At 72.4% G+C, this 19,600-nt stretch carries 21 protein-coding genes, 1 tRNA gene and 1 pseudogene; 12 read left to right on the top strand and 11 right to left on the bottom strand.

Features of this window, described 5'->3' with window-relative positions:
* Positions 1–49 precede the first annotated feature (49 nt).
* Positions 50–1,033 (bottom strand): zinc metalloprotease, encoded by a 984-nt coding sequence (locus tag B0E54_RS26770; RefSeq protein ID WP_234588936.1) that lies wholly within the window; start codon positions 1,031–1,033, stop codon positions 50–52.
* Positions 1,034–1,235: 202 nt separating this feature from the next.
* On the opposite strand from B0E54_RS26770, the gene B0E54_RS26775 reads away from it, so the two are divergent.
* The 3 genes from B0E54_RS26775 (at position 1,236) to B0E54_RS26785 (ending at position 2,406) form a co-directional block, all read left to right on the top strand.
* Positions 1,236–1,309, top strand: a tRNA-Gly gene (locus tag B0E54_RS26775).
* Between the two features lie 176 nt (positions 1,310–1,485).
* The gene (locus B0E54_RS26780; protein WP_234588938.1) at positions 1,486–1,854 is read left to right on the top strand and encodes a hypothetical protein; all 369 of its coding nucleotides are present in this window, start codon (positions 1,486–1,488) and stop codon (positions 1,852–1,854) included.
* 186 nt (positions 1,855–2,040) lie between these two features.
* Positions 2,041–2,406 (top strand): VOC family protein, encoded by a 366-nt coding sequence (locus B0E54_RS26785; protein ID WP_234588941.1) that lies wholly within the window; start codon positions 2,041–2,043, stop codon positions 2,404–2,406.
* Between the two features lie 36 nt (positions 2,407–2,442).
* On the opposite strand, the gene B0E54_RS26790 is transcribed toward B0E54_RS26785, so the two are convergent.
* The 3 genes from B0E54_RS26790 to B0E54_RS26800 form a co-directional block, all read right to left on the bottom strand.
* Complete coding sequence (locus B0E54_RS26790) at positions 2,443–3,087, bottom strand: dihydrofolate reductase family protein (RefSeq protein ID WP_234588943.1); 645 nt, start codon at positions 3,085–3,087, stop codon at positions 2,443–2,445.
* Between the two features lie 34 nt (positions 3,088–3,121).
* Entirely contained in the window at positions 3,122–3,826 is a 705-nt protein-coding gene (locus B0E54_RS26795) for a dihydrofolate reductase family protein (protein WP_234588945.1), read from the bottom strand.
* Between the two features lie 76 nt (positions 3,827–3,902).
* Positions 3,903–4,418 carry a GNAT family N-acetyltransferase gene (locus B0E54_RS26800; RefSeq protein ID WP_234588947.1) on the bottom strand — a complete coding sequence of 172 codons (516 nt, stop codon included), beginning with the start codon at positions 4,416–4,418 and terminating at the stop codon, positions 3,903–3,905.
* 48 nt (positions 4,419–4,466) lie between these two features.
* Between B0E54_RS26800 and B0E54_RS26805 the strand changes: the two genes are divergently transcribed.
* Entirely contained in the window at positions 4,467–5,345 is an 879-nt protein-coding gene (locus tag B0E54_RS26805; RefSeq protein ID WP_234588949.1) for an LLM class flavin-dependent oxidoreductase, read from the top strand.
* 7 nt (positions 5,346–5,352) lie between these two features.
* On the opposite strand, the gene B0E54_RS26810 is transcribed toward B0E54_RS26805, so the two are convergent.
* From B0E54_RS26810 to B0E54_RS26820, 3 genes are read right to left on the bottom strand one after another with little or no spacing between them, the layout of a single operon-like run.
* Positions 5,353–5,784 carry an ASCH domain-containing protein gene (locus tag B0E54_RS26810; protein ID WP_234588952.1) on the bottom strand — a complete coding sequence of 144 codons (432 nt, stop codon included), beginning with the start codon at positions 5,782–5,784 and terminating at the stop codon, positions 5,353–5,355.
* Between the two features lie 57 nt (positions 5,785–5,841).
* The gene (locus tag B0E54_RS26815) at positions 5,842–6,903 is read right to left on the bottom strand and encodes a questin oxidase family protein (protein WP_234588954.1); all 1,062 of its coding nucleotides are present in this window, start codon (positions 6,901–6,903) and stop codon (positions 5,842–5,844) included.
* A 33-nt stretch (positions 6,904–6,936) separates the two neighbouring features.
* Positions 6,937–7,488 (bottom strand): phosphoribosyltransferase family protein, encoded by a 552-nt coding sequence (locus B0E54_RS26820; RefSeq protein ID WP_234588956.1) that lies wholly within the window; start codon positions 7,486–7,488, stop codon positions 6,937–6,939.
* A 187-nt stretch (positions 7,489–7,675) separates the two neighbouring features.
* On the opposite strand from B0E54_RS26820, the gene B0E54_RS26825 reads away from it, so the two are divergent.
* The 4 genes from B0E54_RS26825 to B0E54_RS26840 all read left to right on the top strand — a co-directional run bounded on the left by B0E54_RS26825 (position 7,676) and on the right by B0E54_RS26840 (position 12,006).
* Positions 7,676–8,314 (top strand): septal ring lytic transglycosylase RlpA family protein, encoded by a 639-nt coding sequence (locus tag B0E54_RS26825; RefSeq protein WP_234588958.1) that lies wholly within the window; start codon positions 7,676–7,678, stop codon positions 8,312–8,314.
* A 101-nt stretch (positions 8,315–8,415) separates the two neighbouring features.
* Positions 8,416–9,543, top strand: a complete 1,128-nt coding sequence (locus B0E54_RS26830; RefSeq protein ID WP_234588960.1) for a PP2C family protein-serine/threonine phosphatase — start codon at positions 8,416–8,418, stop codon at positions 9,541–9,543.
* Between the two features lie 127 nt (positions 9,544–9,670).
* Positions 9,671–11,527 (top strand): acyl-CoA dehydrogenase, encoded by a 1,857-nt coding sequence (locus B0E54_RS26835; RefSeq protein WP_234588962.1) that lies wholly within the window; start codon positions 9,671–9,673, stop codon positions 11,525–11,527.
* Between the two features lie 209 nt (positions 11,528–11,736).
* Positions 11,737–12,006, top strand: a complete 270-nt coding sequence (locus B0E54_RS26840) for a DUF6458 family protein (protein WP_007454197.1) — start codon at positions 11,737–11,739, stop codon at positions 12,004–12,006.
* A 55-nt stretch (positions 12,007–12,061) separates the two neighbouring features.
* Here B0E54_RS26840 and B0E54_RS26845 read toward each other — a convergent pair whose 3' ends face one another.
* Positions 12,062–12,601, bottom strand: coding sequence for a histidine phosphatase family protein (locus tag B0E54_RS26845; protein ID WP_234588964.1), 540 nt, complete (start codon positions 12,599–12,601; stop codon positions 12,062–12,064).
* Between the two features lie 112 nt (positions 12,602–12,713).
* On the opposite strand from B0E54_RS26845, the gene B0E54_RS26850 reads away from it, so the two are divergent.
* Positions 12,714–13,001, top strand: coding sequence for a DUF6458 family protein (locus B0E54_RS26850; RefSeq protein ID WP_234588967.1), 288 nt, complete (start codon positions 12,714–12,716; stop codon positions 12,999–13,001).
* Positions 13,002–13,105: 104 nt separating this feature from the next.
* Here B0E54_RS26850 and B0E54_RS26855 read toward each other — a convergent pair whose 3' ends face one another.
* On the bottom strand, positions 13,106–13,783 hold the full coding sequence (locus B0E54_RS26855) for a hemolysin III family protein (RefSeq protein WP_234588968.1): 678 nt from the start codon (positions 13,781–13,783) through the stop codon (positions 13,106–13,108).
* Positions 13,784–13,890: 107 nt separating this feature from the next.
* Between B0E54_RS26855 and B0E54_RS26860 the strand changes: the two genes are divergently transcribed.
* Genes B0E54_RS26860 through B0E54_RS26870 form a run of 3 tightly spaced genes read left to right on the top strand, consistent with a single transcriptional unit; the run spans position 13,891 to position 16,173 of the window.
* Positions 13,891–14,577, top strand: coding sequence for an allophanate hydrolase subunit 1 (locus tag B0E54_RS26860; protein WP_234588969.1), 687 nt, complete (start codon positions 13,891–13,893; stop codon positions 14,575–14,577).
* Positions 14,574–15,437 carry a biotin-dependent carboxyltransferase family protein gene (locus tag B0E54_RS26865; RefSeq protein WP_234588970.1) on the top strand — a complete coding sequence of 288 codons (864 nt, stop codon included), beginning with the start codon at positions 14,574–14,576 and terminating at the stop codon, positions 15,435–15,437. The genes B0E54_RS26860 and B0E54_RS26865 overlap by 4 nt, the downstream gene beginning before the upstream one ends.
* Positions 15,421–16,173, top strand: a complete 753-nt coding sequence (locus tag B0E54_RS26870) for a LamB/YcsF family protein (RefSeq protein ID WP_234588971.1) — start codon at positions 15,421–15,423, stop codon at positions 16,171–16,173. The genes B0E54_RS26865 and B0E54_RS26870 overlap by 17 nt, the downstream gene beginning before the upstream one ends.
* Here B0E54_RS26870 and B0E54_RS26875 read toward each other — a convergent pair.
* Together B0E54_RS26875 and B0E54_RS26880 are read right to left on the bottom strand one after the other, a co-directional pair.
* Positions 16,170–18,008: an NHL domain-containing thioredoxin family protein gene (locus tag B0E54_RS26875; RefSeq protein WP_234588972.1), complete on the bottom strand. Its 1,839-nt coding sequence runs from the start codon at positions 18,006–18,008 to the stop codon at positions 16,170–16,172. The two genes, B0E54_RS26870 and B0E54_RS26875, sit on opposite strands and share 4 nt — an antisense overlap.
* 354 nt (positions 18,009–18,362) lie before the next feature.
* Positions 18,363–19,600: pseudogene (locus B0E54_RS26880) on the bottom strand (hypothetical protein); the annotation flags it as partial.

The raw sequence follows: 19,600 nt of genomic DNA on the forward strand, positions 1-19,600 counted from the left end.
GTGCCGGCTCCGTCGTGACGGAGCCGGCACCAGGTGTACGCGAGGAGAGTTACGCCGCGCGGTACGCGTTCCACGCGGTGAGCATGCGGCTCGCCTGCCCCGGGGTGAACTGGTACATGCACGAGTCGTAGGTGTAGTCCATGAAGTTGGTGATCGGGTCCAGGCCGGTCGCCGAGCAGGTGTCCCGCCCGGTCGGGCACTGGTACGCCGGCGACGCCTCGGCCGGGGTGTCGCTGACGCCGTCACCGGAGCCGCCGCAGCCACCCTGGAAGGTGTGGTAGAGGTTCAGCCAGTGACCGATCTCGTGGGTGCCGGTGTCGCCCTGGTTGTAGTTGGTGGAGGTGCCACCCGGCAGGGACTCGTTCAGCACGACCACGCCGTCCATGCTGCTCAGCTTCCGCTGCGGGAAGGTCGCCCAGCCGAGCAGGTCGTCGCTCAGCTCACCGAGGTAGATGTTGAGCGTGTTCTTGCCGCCCACCCGCAGCGACGACTTCATCGACCGCTCCGCCGACGAGCCGTCGACGATCGGGTACCAGGACGGGTTCGTCACCCGGTTGATCTTGTCGAGCCGGAAGGCGAAGGCGGTTGCAGCGCCGCCGGTCCCGCCCGCGTAGGCCTGGTTGAGCACGCTGATCTGCGAAGTGATCATCGAGTCCGGGATGTTGCCGCCGGCCCGGGTGCTGTCCTCCTGGATCACGTGCACCACCACCGGAATGGTGACGGTGGCCAGAGTCGTGGCGCCGGCGCCGGCCCGGAAGTTGGCGCGCTCACGCAGCGCCGCCGCGAGGTCGGCGTCGCGTTCCCGGACCTGCTTCGCGGTCAGCTCGTTCGGGTCGTGCGTGGCCGCCGCGCCGGGCTTCACCCGAGCGTTGGCCTGGCTGCCGGCCGGCTCCGCGCAGGCGCCGCCCGGCGCCGCGGAGAAGGCCGAAGCGGCCGGAACGACGCCCACCGCAGCGGTGCTGAGCAGCAGCGCGAGGGTCGTCGACGCGACACCGGCGGCACGCCGGGTCAGCAGGTTGGGACGGAGTCCCATGGGCCCACCTCTTTCTGGTGGCGCGGCAGGGGGTGTGTCACGCCATGGCTGGAACGTGTGGCAGACGTTACAACCCATCAATGCATTTGAGAATGGCCATATGTTGCCGCGAGGAAACTTCTTCCGAGGCGAGGGCGTCCCGCCGGCGCGCAGGGGTGGCTGGGTGCACCGGTTCGACGACTCGGGTACAGTGGTGCCGCCTGCGGGTGTAGTTCAATGGCAGAACATCAGCTTCCCAAGCTGACAGTGCGGGTTCGATTCCCGTCACCCGCTCCACGATCAAGGCCCTGACCAGGACGCGAGTCCCGGTCAGGGCCTTCGACGTTGCTGCGGCCGGCCGCGCCGAGGAGCGTGCTGCCCGGCCGCCTGCGCTGAGTCGAAGACTCATCGACGCGGAGCCCCGGCCCCGTCGGCCGATTCTCCCGGCAGAGCTGCGCGGTTAGCGTCCGGGAATGCTTCCGTCGCAGACACCCCGCTGGCCCGCTGTGCCACCCGACGGTTCCGGCCCTGTCTCCTACCGGGCGGTGTACGTGCTCGCCGGGCTGGCCGCACCGTGTTGGGTGGCCGCCGCCTGGGGCGGCATCCAGATGGCTGAGGGCCGCGACCTCCCCGAGGGGATGCTGAGCCTCTTCGGCTTCCTCTGGCTCGCCTTCTTCGAGATGTTCGCGTTGCTGTTCCAGCTGACCGCGGCGTGGGAACTGCGCCGACGCAACTCGCCTCGCGCGGCCCTGGTCACCGTCCTCATCGCGGTCGCCGGGGTTGTCGCGTCGATCGTGTTGCTGTTCTGGGTCGCGACCTCCGCCAAGCCCTACGGAACGTAGCGGGAGTCGAGGACACGCACTCGCTCGTGAGCGATCTCAGGAAGCGCGCGGCAGTGCGAGCCCGCAGATCTTGGACAGTTTCCGTTCAGACAGAACGGAAAATGTCCAAGATCTGTGGTGGGCAGCCGTTGGTGGGGGATTGGCCGGCTTGTTGTACCCGTTAGGGTCCGAGCAGGAGGTGGTCGCGTGTTCACCGAGGCTTTCCCCATCGTGACGACGCCCGACCTGCCGCGACTGATCGGGTTCTACCGGGACGTGCTCGGGTTCGAGCTGACCTACCGGTTTCCCGAGGACGGTGAGCCGGAGTTCGTGGCCCTGCGGCTGGGCAACAGCGAACTGGGCCTGGCCGCCGACCCGCATGCCGGAGATCCTGCCCTGTCGCGCCGTTGGGAGCTGTGCGTGTACGCCGACGACTGCGACGCGGCCGTGCACGTTCTGCGCGCGGGCGGCGCGACGGTCACCGAGGAGCCGGTCGACCAGCCCTGGGGCGAGCGGTCCGCCCGGGTCACCGACCCGGACGGCAACCGGCTGCTGGTGCTGTCCCGCCTGTAGATCGGCTGGGAGTCATCGTCCCCGAAACAACGCGGGTCACCGTCTCCAGAACAGGAGGTGGGTGACTCCGCTGGGGCTGGGCACCGACTCCAGGTGGAAGCGGTCGAGCAGCTCGTCGGGGCTTTCCCACAGGCGCTCGCCGCGCTCGAGGTCGACGGGCGCGACGGCGATGTGCATCGTGTCGACCAGGTCGGCCTCGAGGAACTCGCGGATGGTGGCCACCCCGCCGCCGAGGCGTACGTCCCGACCGTCCGCCGCCTGCTTGGCCTGGGCCAGCGCCTCGGCGGGGCTGGCGTCGAGGAAGTGGAACGTGGTGTCGGACAGGCTGAACGACGGCCGTACGTGATGGGTGAGCACGAAGACCGGCGTGTGGAACGGCGGGTTGTCGCCCCACCAGCCCTGCCACTCGTGATTCTCCCAGGGGCCACGCTGGGGGCCGAACTTGTTGCGGCCCATGATCTCCGCGCCGATGTTGCACTCGGCGTCGCGGGTCAGGTAGTCGTCCAGCCCCCGTGTGCCGCCCGGCTCGGTGCGGTACACGAAGCTGGCGGTGGCGGACCGCCAGGAGAACAGCGGGGTGGGGTCCGCGTGGCCGAAGGGCCGTTCCAGGCTCTGCCCCTCCCCGGTGCCGAACCCGTCCCGTGAGACGTTGAAGCACTGCACCCGCAACAGTTGTGGCATGAAAAGCTCCTCGTGAGGCTGATGAAGGCGCGGGTCAGTTCGCGGTCGCCGTCGGGCCGCCGCCGCGGCCCCGGTCGTCGAGCACGAGCGGGGCGCGACCGCTCACCTCGTACCGGATGTGGGTGACCTGCGGGGTGGGGATGACCCGGGTGGGCGTCAGTTCGATGGCCTCCTTGTCGGCGAGGTCGAGGTCCGCGTCGAACAGCCGCAGGCCGGTGCCGAGCACCACCGGTACGACGTGCAGTTCCAACTCGTCGAGCAGGCCGGCCTTGAGCACCTGCCGCACCAGGCTGCCGCCTCCGGCCACTGCGACGTTCTTGCCGCCGGCCGCTGCGCGGGCCTGTTCGACGGCGCTGGCCACGCCGTCGGTGACGTAGGTGAAGCTGGTGCCGCCACCGCGCAGCAGGGTCTCGCGGGGTCGGTGCGTGACGACGAAGACCGGCGCGCGGAACGGCGGCTCCTCGCCCCAGGGCACCTCACCACCGTCCGCCATCCGCCGGCCCATGACGTACGCGCCGGCCGCGTCGAACGTCTCGGCCATCACGTCGGAGTTGGCGTCCTGCTCGCCGCCGGCGAAGCCCAGCCGCTCGCGCCACGCCATCGCCTCGGTCGCCCAGCGGGTGACCCGGAAGAAGGCTGCGCTCTCGGCCGAGTCGATCCAGTCGCCGTCGCCGTCGAACAGCGGGCCGGCGTAGAAGCCGTCCACCGACACCGACAGCTGTGCGGTCACCTTCGTCATGTCGCTTCGTCCCTCTCCTCGGGCGGCGCCCATCGGGTGCCTGCTCGCAACGAGGTCGGAGCCGATCAGGACGCCCCTACGGTGCAGGATTGTGACCTGGGACACACAAGGGCTTGTTGAGCAGGGTGCCCGAGGGCGCGTAGCCGTGGCGACTGTAGAAGCGCACCGCGCCGTCGTTGCGGTGGTGGATGCCTGCCGACAGGCTCGTGATTCCGTTCTCGGTCGCCCACCGGGCCGCCGCGTCGAGCAGCGCCGAGCCGATCCCGAGTCCCCGGGCGGCGCTCGACACCACCGTGTGGATCTGCGCCGACGGTTGCGGGCGCAGGATCTGATGTGCGGGCGGCTCGGGAAGGCGCAGCACCTCGACCATCCCGACGATCTGTCCGTCGTGTTCCGCGACGAGGATGGCGTCCCCGCCGGCCCGGTCGCCCAGCACCGTGGTGAAGTGGCTGACGATTGCCTCGCGCTGCGGCAGCCGGTAGACGTCGGGGTCCAGCGCGAGGTGCGCCTCGGCGTTGGCCCGGCGCAACTCCACCAGCGCAGGCACGTCGGACCGGGTCGCCTGTCGCACCACCGTCGGCGTCCTTCGCATCATCGGGATGCTAAGGCAGGTGTATCGGACGCGGCTAGGCTGGCGATCATGCGGATTGGCATCGTGATCCTCCCGGACCAGCGTTGGGTCCAGTCGCAGCGTCGCTGGCGGCAGGCCGACGAGTGGGGCTTCGACCACGCCTGGACGTACGACCACCTGGGCTGGCGGGACCTGGTCGACGGCCCGTGGTTCGACTCGATGGCCACGCTGACCGCCGCCGCCACTGTGACGTCCCGGATCCGGCTGGGCACGCTCGTGGCGTCGCCGAACTTCCGGCACCCGGCCGCCTTCACCCGGCAGATCACCACTGTGGACGACGTCTCGGGCGGCCGGCTGCTGCTCGGCCTGGGCGCGGGCGGCATCGGCTTCGACTCGGCGGTGCTGGGCGGCGAGACGCTGCCGCCGCGCCAGCGCGTCGACAGGTTCGCCGAGTTCACCGAACTGCTCGACCTGATCCTGCGGGAGGACGGCACCACCTGGCGTGGGGACTGGTTCTCGGCGGTGGACGCCCGCAACAATCCCGGCTGCGTACAGCAGCCCCGTGTGCCGTTCGTGGTGGCCGCGAACGGTCCACGGTCGATGCGGCTGGTGGCCCGGTTCGGTCAGGGTTGGGTGACCACCGGCACCGAGGCCGACGACGTGGAGGGCTGGTGGGGCACGGTGTCGGCGCTGTCGGCCCGGATGGACCGGACGCTGGACGAGGCCGGCCGCGACCCCGCGACGCTGGACCGCTACCTGTCGATGGACGCGGCCCCGGTGTTCTCGCTCAGCAGCGCGCAGTTCTTCGCCGATCAGGTCGGCCGGGCCGCCGAGTTGGGCTTCACCGACGTGGTGACGCACTGGCCACGCGAGAGCAGTTGGTACGCCGGCGACGAGGCCGTCCTGGCCGACGTGGCGACCCGACTCCTGCCCGAGCTGCGCGGCTAGCGCCGGCTCAGGTGCCGAGGTCTCCGGTGGCCACGCCGCCCTCGCCGCCGGAGACCAGGCGCAGGCGTAGGCAGACGATCGGGGCGTCGTCGTCGACGGGGGTGCCGAGCCGCGCCCAGTAGGCCGAGTGCCCGGCCCGCCACTCCTCGATCGACCGGTCACCCTCGCCCTCGGCGCGGGCGAACTCCCAGGGCACGTCGCCGAAGCGCACCACCTCGACCCCGGTGATCTCGACGACGCCGGCCAGCGCATCGTTGTCGTCGACGAGCGCGAGCCGTTCGCCGACCTGCTCCAACTCCTCGCCCTCCTCGGCGTACTCGGCGAGCCGACCGGCCGTCGCGGTCTTCACGCCGGCCAGCACCAGGGTGTTCAGGGTCGCCCGCAGCTCGCCGGGGGTGCCGAGGGCGAGCGTGCGCAGATCACCGATCCGAGGCCACATCCTGCCGAGGCTAGGCCAGCGCGGCCGGCGCCGTCGCCGCAATTCGTCCGGCGCCGCTCAGATCAGCTGCCCGGCGTAGCCCGCTGCGTCGAGCAGCCGCTGGTCACCGCTGGCCGCGTGCGCGTCGAGGACCGCGTCGGCGAGCTTGACCACATGCGCGTCGCCGTGTCGGGCCGCACGGGCGAAGACCTCCGCCGGGGTCGCGGCGGTCACCGACGGCGGGGCGATCGCGGCGGTCGGGGCGTACACCGATGTCACGGCCGCCGTCGCGGCCCAGGCCGCGGCGAGGCTCGGCGCCCACAACGCCCGGTCCAGTGCCGGCAGTGTGCGCAGCACGGCGGTCGGCGCGGTGACCGCGTGCACCAGCATGACCGGCTCCGCGTGAGCGAAGCGCAGGTAGTCGAGGCCGGCGCGGTGCACGAGCGAGACGAGCCCGCGCTCCGCCTCGGCCGGCGTCCGCGCGGGGCGCAGCGCCGCGAGCGCCGGTTCCCATCGGGGTACGCCCACCAGCCGACCGAGCCGATCCCGGATGCCCCCGGTCTGGTCGTCGATCCGGGGCACCCCGGCCAGCGCGGCGGCCACGTCCGGTCCCGCGGTGTCCGGGTGGGCCTCGGGGGTGGTCGACGGGACCGAGGCGAGCAGCCGGTCGGCGCCGGGCACCGGCTGCCAGCGGGCGGCCCAGTAGCCGAGGGCCTGACCCAGTTCGGTGAGCCGCTGCGGGTTCGCGTCGTGCAGGTGCAGGGCGCGTACGGCGTGCCCGACCCGGATCACCCCGTGCGTGGCGCCGGCGGCGATGCCCGGCAGCAGTCGGGGCCACCAGGTGCCGAGCACGTCCCGCCACGGCTGCTCGCGCAGGTGCCGGTCGAAGTACGCCAGCCAGTCACCGGCCCGCTTCGCGTCGCCCAGCGCCGCCCGCCAATCGTCGATCGGGCGCAGGCCGCGGGGCAGCTCGTCGAGCCGGGTGAGGTAGTCGTCCAGCCAGCGGTGCACCCGTTGCCCGTGCCCGTGCCGGGCCAGCGCCTCGACTGCCATCGGGCCGTGGTTGGAGAGCCAGCCCTCGTATTCGGGTCCGGTGCGGTGCAGCCGCTCGTACGCCTCGTCGAGAATTCCGTCGCTCATGCGTCGATCGTCGAAGGTGAAGTGGACTTCAGGTCAACCCGGCAGATCCGTGGCGGCGATCAGGCCGGTGATCCGCAGTGCGGTGGCGGTCTCGGGCGGGCAGTCGACGGCCACCACCGCGGTGCCGAGCACCTGTGCGCCGCGCTTGGCGCAGATGTCGTAGAGGGCGTGGAGCTGGGCGCCCGTGCGTACCCAGTCGTCCACCACCAGAACGCGGTCGCCGGCGTCGAGGTGCCGGTCCCGGACGGCCAGGTCGACGCGCCGGCCCCGGTAGTCCGGCGGGCTCTGCGCCCAGGTGAGCGGGCCGGCTGGCAACCTCCCGTCGCCGGGCTTGTGCGCGGCCACGAAGCCGACCCCGAGGGCGGTGGCGGCCAGTGGCCCGAGCAGCAGGCCGGTGACCGCCGGGGCGAGCACCACGGTCGGCCGGGCGGCCCGGTACGGCGCCACCAGGGCCGGTCCCAGCTCGGCCAGCACCGTGGGGTCGCGCCACCAGCCGGAGATGTCGCTGACCAGGTGGCTGGCGTCCGGGCCGGGGTCGATCCACCGGAACAGGGCGGCCAGGCGTTCGGTCAGCTCAGCGGGCATCCGTCCATCGTGCGGCACGGTCGGGCGGTGCGTCAGCACCTGGGCCGGTCGACCTACCCCGGCTCGGATGATCGGCTATACGTACCAGGGCAAATACCGGCATACCACCATGATCACGTTGACTTCGGAAGTGCTTCTCTCGTTACGGTCCGACCCGGTTTGTTCAGTCGACGAAAGGACCGGGCCGGTGGCAGGCAGGCACTCCCGTACCCGCATCTTCTCCTCTCCGGCGGGCATCGCGGCCACCGCGGCGGTCGGCGTCGCCCTCGCCGTCGGTGGCACCGTCGGTGCCGTCCAGCTGACCTCGGGTTCCGGGCAGCCGGGTCAGACGACTCTCGACCTCACCCCGACCACCGCCCCCGCCAGCCTCGCCCCCAGCTCCCCGACCGCGTCGCCGAGCGCCAGCGCCAGCGCCTCGCCGAGCGTGACGGCGAGCCCGTCCGCCAGCCGGTCGCCGCAGGCCGCCTCCCGGGGTAAGGCCCGCACCGAGTCGCCGAAGCCGCGCCCGACGGCGAAGAAGACCACGGCGGCGGCGAAGGTGCTGGAGAGCGGCTCGTGTGGCGCCTCCTTCTACTCCGACGGGCAGCTGACCGCCAACGGCGAGTCGTTCAACCCGAACGAGTTGACCGCGGCGCACAAGACGCTGCCGTTCAACACCAAGGTCCGGGTGACCAACCCGAGCAGCGGCAAGTCGGTGGTCGTGCGCATCAACGACCGTGGCCCGTTCATCGACGGTCGCTGCCTGGACCTGTCCCGCGCCGCGTTCGCGACAATCGCCTCGACCGACGTGGGCGCGCTCACCGTCCGCTACGAGGTCCTGGGCTGATCGCAGCCGGGAGTACCGATCCGGCTGCGAGCCTGGGCCGGCCGGACAGAACATCCTCAGACGACGGGCCAGGTTCATTCACCGGTTCACGTCCATCAGGCATGCTGTCCCTCGTACCCACGCGACTCCTCCAGTCGGGCCGTAGCCCGCTGAGCCCCGGATCCCGCGCCGGCCTCGGCGCGGCCCTCGCCCTGCTCGCGATCGTGTCGGGGCTGGAGTTGGCCGACGGGCGTCGGGTGCACTACGTCGCCCTTCTAGCGGCGGCTCCGATCCTGGCCGCCGCCCTGGCCGCCTGGCGGGTGGTGCTGGGCGTGGGTGCCGCGGCGACTCTGATCGGGGTGGGCTTCGCCCTGGTGGACCCGAGGATGATGCTGGTGACCTCGGTCAACGTGCTCGGCGTCGCGGTCGCGAGCGCGCTGGCCGTGGCGGTGGCCTCGATCCGCCAGCGGCAGGCGGAGCAGATCGCCGAGCTGACCAAGCTGGCCTCGGTGGCCCAGCAGGCGGTGCTGCGCCCGCTCGGACCGCAGGTCGGCATGCTCTCGGTGGCCGGTCGCTACATCTCCTCCACCGCCACGGCCGAGATCGGCGGCGACCTGTACGAGGCGATCGACACCCCGTACGGCGTCCGCATGATCATTGGTGACGTCCGCGGCAAGGGCCTGGATGCGGTTCGGCTGGCCAGCATCGTCCTCGGCTCGTACCGGCACGTGGCCTACGAGCGGGCCGACCTGCGGGCCGTCGTGGCCGACCTGGACCGCGCGGTGGCCCGCAACGTCGGCGACGAGGACTTCGTGACCGCCGCGCTGGTGGAGGAGCGGGGCGGGACGCTCACGATCGTCAACTGCGGGCACCCGTCGCCGTTGCTGCTGCGCCGGGGCGCGGTCATCCCGCTGGAGCCGCCGGCGCCGGCGCCGCCCCTCGGGTTCATGCCGGTGGTGCGCCCCCGCGTGGAACGCCTGGAGCCCGGCGACCGCCTGCTCCTGTTCACCGACGGTCTCGGCGAGGCCCGGCGGGACGGTGAGTTCTTCCCCACCGCCGACCGGGCGTGGCGGTTGCTGGGGCACGGCACGGTCGCCGATGGGCTCGCGTCGCTGGAGACGGCCCTCGTCGAGTGGGTGCACGGCCACCTGGACGACGACATCGCCCTGGTCCTGATGGAGTACGTCGGTGCCCGTACGGGCGCGACGTCGGCGGTGCCGAGCTGGGAAGTCGGCGCCGCCGAGAGCTGAGCGGGCTTCCGGCGCGCAACTGTGTAATCGCCGTCACTTACGTGATCGGCTTGTCGCTGCCTACCCGCGAGTAATACAGTTGGGGTTACTGATCGGTAACACCTGTCCGGAAGCGGGGCCAGCGAGCATGACCCACTACAAGAGCAACCTGCGGGACCTCGAGTTCAACCTGTTCGAGGTCTTCGGGGCGGACCGGGCGTTCGGCCAGGAGCCCTATTCGGAACTCGACGCCGACACCGCCCGCAGTTTCCTCGCCGAGCTGGACCGCCTCGCCCGCGAGGACCTGGCCGCCAGCTACACGGACAGCGACCGCAACCCGCCGGTCTTCGACCCGGCCACGCACACCGCCCCACTGCCGGCGTCGTTCAAGAAGTCGTACCAGGCGTTCATGGACTCCGAGTTCTGGCGCCTGGACCTGCCGCCCGCGCTGGGCGGCACCAACGCGCCCCGCGCGCTCTGGTGGGCACTCGCCGAGCTGGTGCTCGGCTCCAACGCTCCGATCTGGATGTACGCCTCCGGCCCGTCCTTCGCGCACGTGCTGCACGTCGAGGGCACCGAGCGGCAGAAGAAGTGGGCCAAGCTCTTCATCGACAAGCAGTGGGGCTCGACCATGGTGCTCACCGAGCCGGACGCCGGCTCGGACGTCGGCGCCGGTCGGGCCCGTGCGACGCAGCAGCCCGACGGTTCCTGGCACATCGAGGGCGTGAAGCGCTTCATCACCTCGGGCGAGCACGACCTGACCGACAACATCGTGCACTACGTGCTGGCCCGCCCGGTCGGCGTGGAGGGCGTCGGTGGCCCCGGCACCAAGGGCCTGTCCCTCTTCGTGGTGCCCAAGTTCCACTTCGACGAGACCACCGGCGAGCTGGGTGAGCGCAACGGCGTCTACACCACGAACGTCGAGCACAAGATGGGCCTGAAGGTCTCCAACACCTGCGAGCTGACCTTCGGTGGGCACGGCGTACCGGCCAAGGGCTGGCTGCTCGGCGACAAGCACGACGGCATCCGGCAGATGTTCATGATCATCGAGTACGCCCGGATGCTTGTCGGCACCAAGGCCATCGCGACCCTCTCCACCGGCTACCTCAACGCCCTGGAGTACGCGAAGAGCCGGGTGCAGGGCGCCGACCTGGTCCAGCAGGCGGACAAGACCGCCCCGCGGGTCACCATCACCCACCACCCGGACGTCCGCCGCTCGCTGCTGCTGCAGAAGTCGTACGCCGAGGGTCTTCGTGCCCTGGTCCTCTACACCGCCACCTGGCAGGACAAGGTGGCCATCGCCGAGGCGGCCGGCGACGAGAAGGCCACCAAGCTGGCCAAGCGGGTCAACGACCTGCTGCTGCCGCTGGTCAAGGGCGTCGGGTCGGAGCGGGCCTACGAGATGCTCGGCCACGAGGCACTGCAGACCTTCGGCGGCTCCGGCTTCCTGCAGGACTACCCGCTGGAGCAGTACGTCCGGGACGCCAAGATCGACACGCTGTACGAGGGCACCACTGCCATCCAGAGCCTGGACCTGATCTTCCGCAAGATCGTCCGGGACAACGGCAAGGCGCTGATGGCGGTCGCCGCCGAGATCCAGGAGTTCATCTCCTCCGAGGCGGGCAACGGCCAGCTCAAGGAGGAGCGGCAGGCGCTCGGCAAGGCGCTCGCCGAGATCCAGAACATCCTCGGCACGATGACCGGCTGGCTGGGCGAGGCACAGGGTGGCGACACCCGCGCGCTCTACAAGGTCGGCCTGAGCAGCCGGCGGTTCCTGCTGGCCATCGGCGACCTGGTCGTCGGCTGGCTGCTGCAGAAGCAGGCAGACGTCGCGCTCAAGGCGCTGGCCGGCGAGGTCTCCGCCACCGACAAGGCGTTCTACACCGGCAAGGTGGCCGCCGCCCGATTCTTCGCCCGTGAGGTGCTGCCGCGCATCGGTGCCGACCGGCGGATCATCGAGGGCACCGACCTCGACATCATGGACCTCCCGGAGGAGGCCTTCTGACCGTGCCACGGCACGCGTGAGCGGTTCCGGGTCGCACCACCCGGCGCCGACACCGACGGCCGGTGGGGCAATCGCCCCGCCGGCCGTCGTCGGCTTCACGTCCGGGACATTGGCTGAGCCCGGTCGGGTATGCCGGTGCCGTGGCGGGTAACCCGCCGTGACCACGAAAGGGAACGCCCAGAGCCACCGCACGGGGGAGTGCAGCGCACATGGGTGTAGGAAGCGGCATCTTTCTCATCGCGCTCGGCGCGATCATGACCTTCGCGATCAGGGCCAACGTCTGGTGGATAGACCTGCGCGCGGTCGGCTGGGTGTTCATCCTGGCCGGGCTGGCCGTGCTGCTGACCACGCTCTGGTTCTGGCAGGACCGGCGCAAGCGGGCCCGGACCCTCATCGTGGAGGAGAACCGGCTGTCCCATCCGACGGCGATGATGCCACCACCGCCGGACCCCCCGCCGCCGACCGCGCCGCCGTCCTGACCCACGCACGCCTGAGGACGTACGCCTGAGCCACCCGTCACGCGCGGCGGGTGGCTCAGCCGCGTGCGGTGTACCGCTGCGCGACCGGCGCCCCGCCTCTGCCCCACTCAGTCCACGCGGACACGCTGCGGTGCACCGCCAGCTCGGCGGTCCGTAGCCCCTCCTCGTCCGCAGTCTCCGGGTCGAGAAACGCGGACAGCAGCGAGACACCTGGATTGTGGGCGATCAGCAGCACGACCCGAGCCGCCGAATCGGCGGTACGGACCAGCGACAACAGCTCCTCGGGGTGGGCGTCGTACGCGCCGGGCTCGTAGCGGACGGTCGGGCGGGGACCGGTCGGCCCACCCTCCGGCGGCGAACCGGCCATCCCCATCGCCACCCCGTGCCAGGTCTGGCGGGTGCGCCGGGCCGTCGAGCAGATCACCACGTCGGGCAGCAGATCGTGGTGGGCCAGCCACGCGCCGGCCGCCGCCGCGTCGGCCTCCCCGCGGGCGCTGAGCGGGCGCTCGGCGTCGTCAGTGCCCTCGCTGCCCTGCTCGGCCTTGGCGTGCCGGAGCAACACCAGTGTCCGCGTCTCGGCATGGCTGTCCGTCATACCACCAGCTTGCCCGATTGGCGATCTTCCTGCCGGGGTAAGTCCAGGGATGCCGCACCCCTATCAACGGCCGCGGCGGACCGTACGCCTGGTAAGAGCCGAGGAGCGAGACATGGGCATTGGTGGCAGCATCTTCCTGATCGCGCTGGGCGCGATCTTCGCGTTCGCCGTGGAGGCCGACCTGGGTTGGCTGAACCTGGCCGTCGTCGGCTGGGTGTTGATGCTCGCCGGTGTCGCCGGCCTGCTCACCACCCTCTACTTCTGGAACAGCCGCCGTCGCACGGTGGTCGCCGCCCCGGTCCGCGAAGAGCGCGTGGTGGCCGACCGGGTCGTTCCCGTCCAGAACGACCAGGTCGTGCAGGAGTACCGCGAGGTGCGTCGGCCGGGTCGCCCCGTCTGATCCCTCGCCCGCACACTCCGGGGTCCCGCAGCGTGGCGGGGCCCCGGCTCGCGTCTGTGGGCGTCGGCCTGAGGCGAACAGCGGTGCCCTGTGGGGGGTCTGCCTCAGGCGAACAGCGCGAAGTAGATCGCGATGTGGTGGCACAGCGCGGCCAGCAGCGTGCAGGCGTGGAAGAACTCGTGGTGGCCGAAGACGGTGGGCCACGGGTTGGGCCGGCGCAGCGCGTAGAAGACCGCGCCGACGCTGTAGATGGCCCCACCGACGATGAGCAGCACCAGCGCCGCGACCCCGCCGCCATGCAGGATCTGCGGCAGCATGGCCACCGCCACCCAGCCCAGCGCCAGGTAGAGCGGCGCGGAGACCCAGCGCGGCGCGTGTGGCCAGATCATCTTGAGCGCCACACCGGCCAGTGCGCCACCCCAGACCAGGGCCAGCATCAAGGTGGCCTGCCCGCTCGAGAGGAGCATGACGCAGAGCGGGGTGTACGTGCCGGCGATGAACACGAAGATCATGCAGTGGTCCATCCGGCGCATCACCTGGTAGCCGCGCTCGGACCACACACGACGGTGGTACAGGGCGCTCGTGCCGAACAGCCCGCAGACCGTCAGGCTGTAGATGACGCAGCTCACCAGGGGTGCCCAGCCCGGTCGGGTGGCGGCGATCGAGCAGAGCACGATGCCGCCGACCACGGCGACGAAGAAGGCGTACGTGTGCAGCCAGCCGCGCATCCGGGGCTTGCCGATGTCGACCGGCTTCAGACGAAGCGGGGCGGAGGTGGTCACGACATCAGGTTACGGCACCGTAGGTTACTTTCAAGTAGTCAGGCCGGTGACACCGAGCACCGTCACCGTGGACACCGTGCCGGCACGGCGTCGGCGAGGATGAGCGGATGCGGATCCGACCCGCCGGTGCCCACGCTCTGCTGCTCGACTGCACCGCCCCGGCCGACATTCCCGAGGCGGCAGTGGTCGAAGCGTGGCGGGCCGAGCTGTGGCGCCGCCGCGAGCAGGGTGACCTGAGCGCGGTCGAGATCGTGCCGGGGGCCCGCACCGTCCTGCTCGACGGCCTGCCCGACCCCACCGCCACCGCCGCCCTGCTGTCCCGCTGGACGCCAGCGGTCGCCGCCGCCGCCACTGAACGTCACGGCATCGCGGCCGGCGCCGGCGGCGGTGACACGACCAGCGGCGGCGGCTCCGGCGCGGAGGTCGTCGTGCCTGTCGAGTTCGACGGGCCGGACCTGCCGGTCGTCGCCGACCACTGGGGCGTCGACGTGCCGGCCGTCCTGCGCCGCCTGACCGGCACCCGGTTCCGGGTCGCGTTCTGCGGGTTCGCTCCCGGCTTCCCCTACCTGACCGGGCTCCCCACCGAGCTGGCGCTGCCCCGGTTGCCCACTCCCCGCCCCCGGGTGCCGGCCGGCTCGGTCGCCCTGGCCGGCCCGTACGCCGGCATCTACCCCAGCGCATCCCCCGGCGGCTGGCTGCTGGTCGGCCGGACCGACCTGCCCCTCTTCGACGTCGACGTCGACCCGCCCGCCCGGCTCGGCCCCGGCACCCGCGTCCGGATGGTGGCGACGTGACCCGGCCCGCAGCGATCGAGGTGCTCCGCGCGGGCGCGCTCACCACCGTGCAGGATCTGGGTCGGCCCGGCTGGGCGCACCTCGGCGTACCCCGCTCCGGCGCCCTCGACCCGACCGCCCTGCGGCTCGCCAACCGGCTGGTCGGCAACGCCGAGCAGGCCGCCGGCCTGGAGATCACCCTGACCGGCTGCACACTGCGGCTGACCCACGCCGCCACCGTGGCGATCACCGGCGCCGAGGTGGCGGTCCGCGCCGGGGACCGCCCGGGCGACACCGGCCGCCCGCTCACCGTCCCGGCCGGGACCGTGCTGCGCGTCGGCCCCGCCCGTCGGGGCGTACGGAGCTGGCTCGCCGTGGCCGGCGGGATCGACGTACCGCAGGTGCTCGGCAGCCGCGCCACCGACACCCTCGCCGGGCTCGGCCCGCCCGTGCTGCGCGACGGCGACCGGCTGCCGCTGGGCGTGCCGCTGGCCGAACCCGCGCCGGTGGACGTGACCGTCGGCCCGGCACCCGCGACCGAACTGCGCCTGAGCGTGCGCCTCGGACCCCGCGACGACTGGTTCACCTCGAGCGCGCTCGACCTGCTCTTCGGCACCGCGTACACCGTCAGCCCGGTCAGCAACCGGGTCGGCGCGCGGCTCGCCGGCGCGGCCCTGCCCCGCGCGGTCGCCGGCGAACTGCCCAGCGAGGGCATCGTGCTCGGGGCGGTACAGGTGCCGGCGGACGGCCAACCCCTGATCTTCCTCGCCGACCATCCGACCACCGGCGGTTACCCGGTCATCGGGGTGGTCACCGACGTGACCCAGCTCGCGCAGGCCCGGCCAGGTACTACCGTCAGATTCCATGGACCTCAACGCTGACCTCGGCGAAGGATTCGGCATCTGGCGGCTCGGTGACGACGACGCGCTGCTGGACCTGGTGACCTCCGCCAACGTGGCCTGTGGCTTCCACGGCGGTGACCCGTCCACCATGCGGCGGGTCTGCGAGGGCGCGGCGAAGCGCGGCGTCGCGGTGGGCGCGCAGGTCGGCTACCGGGACCTGGCCGGCTTCGGCCGGCGACGCATCGCGTACGACTTCGCCGAACTGCGCGACGAGATCACCTACCAGTTGGGCGCGCTGGACGCCTTCTGCCGGCTCTTTCGCACCCGGGTCCGCTACCTCAAGCCCCACGGCGCGCTCTACCACGCGGCCGCCACCGACGAGTCCCAGGCGGCGGCGGTGGTCGCCGCCGTCAGCGGCCACGACCCCGAGATGCCCGTGCTCTGCCTGCCCGGCTCGGTGCTCGCCCAGCTCGCCGTCGGGGCGGGCCTGCCGGTGGTCGCCGAGGCGTTCGCCGACCGCGGCTACCTGCCCAACGGGTCGCTGGTGCCGCGCGGCGCACCCGGCGCGCTGATCACCGATCCGGAGGAGGTGGCCACCCGGGCGGTACGGATGGCCACCGAACGGACCGTCGTGGCGGTGGACGGCACAGTGGTCCCCTGCCCGGTGGAGTCGATCTGCGTACACGGGGACACACCGGGGGCGGTCTCCGCCACCGAGCTGGTCCGCGCCTCCCTGATCGACGCCGACGTCCCGCTCGCCCCGTTCGCCGCCTAGGCGTCCAGGCCGCGCAGGACCAGCGGGAGCCGGGACGCCGCTCCGTCGACCACCCGCACCGGGACGCCCCAGTCCTGCCGGGTCAGGTGGCAGGCCGCGTGCTCGACGTCCGCGTCGCAGGTCGCCGCCTGGGCGGTCACCTGGAGCACCCCGCCGGTCGCCTCGCCGTTGAGCACCAGCCGACGTGACAGCTCGGTGCCGGTGCCGGCGCCGTCCAGCAGCAGCTCCGGCGGGGACGCGGACACCACCAGACGGGTCGACGGCCCGTACGTCTCGTCCAGCTTCTGCCCCGGCGCGGGCGTGAAGACGATGTCCAGGGTGACCTCGCCCGCCGCCACGTCGGTCGGCTTCCGCTCGGTGCGGTGCCGGGGGCCGTCGACGGTGCTCGCACCGGCCGCCGACAGCGCTCCGGGCGCCAGCCGGGTCAGGCGGTGCGCGGCGGACTCCACCACCAGCACCTCACCGGCCGGGGTGAGCACCAGGTCGCTCGGCTCGGCCAGCCCGTCCGCGACCGTGGACACCTGGTTGCTGGCCGGGTCGAAGCGACGCACCGCGCCGTTGTAGGTGTCCGCGATCAGCACCGAGCCGTCCGGCAGCGCGCAGACCCCCAGCGGGTGCTGGAGCAGCGCCGACTCGGCCGGGCCGTCCACGTGCCCGAAGTCGAAGAGCCCCTGCCCGACGGCGGTGCCCAGCACCCCGTTCTCGACGTACCGGACGGCACTGGTCTCGCTGTCGGCGATCCAGAGCCGGGCACCGTCGGCGGAGACGGACAGCCCCGACGGCTGCGCCATCCACGCCTCGGCCAACGGGCCGTCGCGCAGCGCCTCCACCGTGGTGCCCGCGTACATGCCGGCGGTCCGCTTGATCGGGTCGAACCACCAGAGCTGGTGGATGCCCGCCATCGCGATGATCAGCTTGTCGTCGTACCAGGCCAGGTCCCAGGGGGACGACAGGTCCACGGAGAGCGCGTCGTGCGCGTGGTCGTCGACCGAGGCACGCCACTGCCGGCCGCTGCCGGCCACGGTGACCACCTCGCCGGACTCCAGCCGCACGCCGCGCAGCAGGTGGTTGACGGTGTCGGCGACCACCAGGTCGTAGCCGGCCACCTCGGCGACGTGGGTGGGCAGCAGGCAGAGGCCCTGCGGCTCCGAGAAGGTCGCCGCCTCGGCCGGCCCGTCGGCCCGACCCCGCTCGCCCGAGCCGATGCGGCGAACCGGCGTCTCGCCGTCCGGGGCCACCTCGACCAGGGAGTGCCGGGCCGAGTCCGAGACCAGCAGGTTGCCGTCCGGCAGCAGCACCGCCTTGCCCGGAAAGCGCAGCGCGGTCTCCGGCGCGGGCGGCGGGACGTACGGGCCGGTGCCCCGGTGCAGCGTGCCCTTCGCCTCGTGGGTGGCGATCAGCTCGTCGATCAGCCGGCCCAGCCCTTCGGCGTGGCCCTCGCCGGCCATGGTGGCCACCACGTAACCCTCCGGGTCGATCACCGACAGGGTCGGCCAGGCCCGGGCCGCGTACTGCTGCCACATGTCCAGCTCGGGGTCATCGAGTACGGGGTGGTGCACGCCGTACCGCTCGACGGCGGCGACAAGCGCGTCGGCGTCCTTCTCGTGCTCGAACTTCGGCGAGTGCACGCCGATCACGACGAGCACGTCGCCGTACTTCTCCTCCAGCGGCCGCAGCTCGTCGAGCACGTGCAGGCAGTTGATGCAGCAGAAGGTCCAGAAATCAGCGAGGACGATCTTGCCGCGCAGATCCTGCAGGGTCAGGTCCTTGCCGCCGGTGTTGAGCCACTGCCGGCCCCGTAGTTCGGGTGCCCGTACGCGCGCTGTCGTTCCCATGCCTGTCAGCCTGCCACGCCTCGCGGGCCCGCCCGCCGTGACCCGGACGACAGGCCGTCGCGGGCCACGCTGGCTGTGGTGCTGGCCGGTCGAGGCGGGTGCGGCGGATGGCCCTGGTGAGTCGGCCCGCGGGACGGGCGCCGCTCTGCCACCCGTCACCTGTCGAGCTGCCCCATGTCTGGGGCGGGGTTACCGGTCTTGATCCGCCCCATATTCGGGGCAGCTCGACAGGCACCAACGAAGGTGCGGCCAGGGGCGGCTCGTCGATGCAGCATCGACGAGCCGACCGTCCCTGCGCGTCCACGCACAGAACGGCGGGGCCACGGTTGCCCGTGGCCCCGCCGTCGATGCGTCCTACTTGGTGGCCGGCTTGAGGCAGAGCACCCGGTTGGTGCCCTCGCCGGGCAGCACCACGTGGGGCTGCGCGGGGTCGGCGCACTTGTCCTTGGCGTCCACCTTGGAAACGATCGTGAACGCGCCGGCCTCGCCGCAGTCCACCGCCGAAGCGCCCTGGCCTGCCTGCTTCACGCAGGTGCCGACCGCCGGGTCGAAGGCCGGTGAGTCGTCCCCACCGCTGAACTTGCCGAGCAGCATCAGCAGGCCGAGCGGCACCGCCAGGATCAGCACGGCGGCGACCAACACCGCGGCCAGGACCCGACCGTTGCGCACCTTCGGCACCGGAGGCTCCGCCTTGGGCTCGTCCGCCTCCGGCTTGAAGGAGTCGAAGCGGCCCTGGTCCGATTCGGTGGCCTCCTGGCCCCAGGACGGCACCGGCTGCTGAGGCGGCGGGAAGGCCCCGAACTGACCACCCGGCGCCTGCTCGATGGCCGGGGCACCGAAGCCCGGCGCTCCGTTCACCGCGGCGGCGCCGGCGGCCGGTGCGCCGAAGCGGTCGGCTGGGCGATCACCGCCGGACTGCGGTCGAGTGCCGTTCACCGGCCGGTTGTTGCCGGGCGCGTCGACGAAGGACGGCACACCGGGTGGGAACGCCGGCGGCGCGGCAGCGGCCGAGGGGGGCTCGCCGAACCCGTTGGGCGCCGACGACCGTTCCCGGTCGTCGAACTGCGGCTCGGACGGCGAATCGTCGCCCCAACCGGGGAAGCCCTGCCGATCCGGCCCGTTCTGCCAGTCCGGCGGGCCCTGACGCTCCGGTGTCTGCTGCCAGTCGGGCGTGGCCGGGCGGCCGGTGTCCTGCTGCCAGTCGGGCGTGGCCTGGCGGCCGGCGTCCTGCTGCCAGTCGGGCATGCCCGAACGCTCGGGCGCCGGGTCGGCCTGGAACGCCTCCGGTGCCGCCTGCTCCGGCTCGTTGTCCGACTCGGGTCGGGCCGGGCGGCCGTACACCCGGGGTTGTGGCGTGGCGGCGCTGGTCGGCCGCATGGCCTGGTCGGCCGGGGGCATCACGCGGCTGGCCAGCGGCACCGAGGCGCTCGCCGAGGCGCGGCTCGCCGCGCTGGCGGCCGACTCGGCGTCCGATGCCGGTACGACCGCGCGGCCCGCCCCCGACTCCGGGGAGGTACGCGGAGCAGGCACCGCGGCGGCGCTCGCCGACGCCCCGCCGCCCCGGCCCCAGCCGGCCGGCCCGCCCTCGTACG

The sequence above is a fragment of the Micromonospora sp. MH99 genome (assembly GCF_021442385.1).
Taxonomy (GTDB): domain Bacteria; phylum Actinomycetota; class Actinomycetes; order Mycobacteriales; family Micromonosporaceae; genus Micromonospora.

Coding starts and splice junctions, on each gene's coding strand:
- B0E54_RS26810 (WP_234588952.1), bottom strand. CDS start 5,784: ATGTGGCCTCGGATCGGTGATCTGCGCACGCTCGCCCTCGGCACCCCC.
- B0E54_RS26770 (WP_234588936.1), bottom strand. CDS start 1,033: ATGGGACTCCGTCCCAACCTGCTGACCCGGCGTGCCGCCGGTGTCGCG.
- B0E54_RS26840 (WP_007454197.1), top strand. CDS start 11,737: ATGGGTGTAGGAAGCGGCATCTTTCTCATCGCGCTCGGCGCGATCATG.
- B0E54_RS26830 (WP_234588960.1), top strand. CDS start 8,416: ATGCTGTCCCTCGTACCCACGCGACTCCTCCAGTCGGGCCGTAGCCCG.
- B0E54_RS26820 (WP_234588956.1), bottom strand. CDS start 7,488: ATGCCCGCTGAGCTGACCGAACGCCTGGCCGCCCTGTTCCGGTGGATC.
- B0E54_RS26815 (WP_234588954.1), bottom strand. CDS start 6,903: ATGAGCGACGGAATTCTCGACGAGGCGTACGAGCGGCTGCACCGCACC.
- B0E54_RS26835 (WP_234588962.1), top strand. CDS start 9,671: ATGACCCACTACAAGAGCAACCTGCGGGACCTCGAGTTCAACCTGTTC.
- B0E54_RS26805 (WP_234588949.1), top strand. CDS start 4,467: ATGCGGATTGGCATCGTGATCCTCCCGGACCAGCGTTGGGTCCAGTCG.
- B0E54_RS26790 (WP_234588943.1), bottom strand. CDS start 3,087: ATGCCACAACTGTTGCGGGTGCAGTGCTTCAACGTCTCACGGGACGGG.
- B0E54_RS26845 (WP_234588964.1), bottom strand. CDS start 12,601: ATGACGGACAGCCATGCCGAGACGCGGACACTGGTGTTGCTCCGGCAC.
- B0E54_RS26780 (WP_234588938.1), top strand. CDS start 1,486: ATGCTTCCGTCGCAGACACCCCGCTGGCCCGCTGTGCCACCCGACGGT.
- B0E54_RS26800 (WP_234588947.1), bottom strand. CDS start 4,418: ATGCGAAGGACGCCGACGGTGGTGCGACAGGCGACCCGGTCCGACGTG.
- B0E54_RS26860 (WP_234588969.1), top strand. CDS start 13,891: ATGCGGATCCGACCCGCCGGTGCCCACGCTCTGCTGCTCGACTGCACC.
- B0E54_RS26795 (WP_234588945.1), bottom strand. CDS start 3,826: ATGACGAAGGTGACCGCACAGCTGTCGGTGTCGGTGGACGGCTTCTAC.
- B0E54_RS26875 (WP_234588972.1), bottom strand. CDS start 18,008: ATGGGAACGACAGCGCGCGTACGGGCACCCGAACTACGGGGCCGGCAG.
- B0E54_RS26850 (WP_234588967.1), top strand. CDS start 12,714: ATGGGCATTGGTGGCAGCATCTTCCTGATCGCGCTGGGCGCGATCTTC.
- B0E54_RS26870 (WP_234588971.1), top strand. CDS start 15,421: ATGGACCTCAACGCTGACCTCGGCGAAGGATTCGGCATCTGGCGGCTC.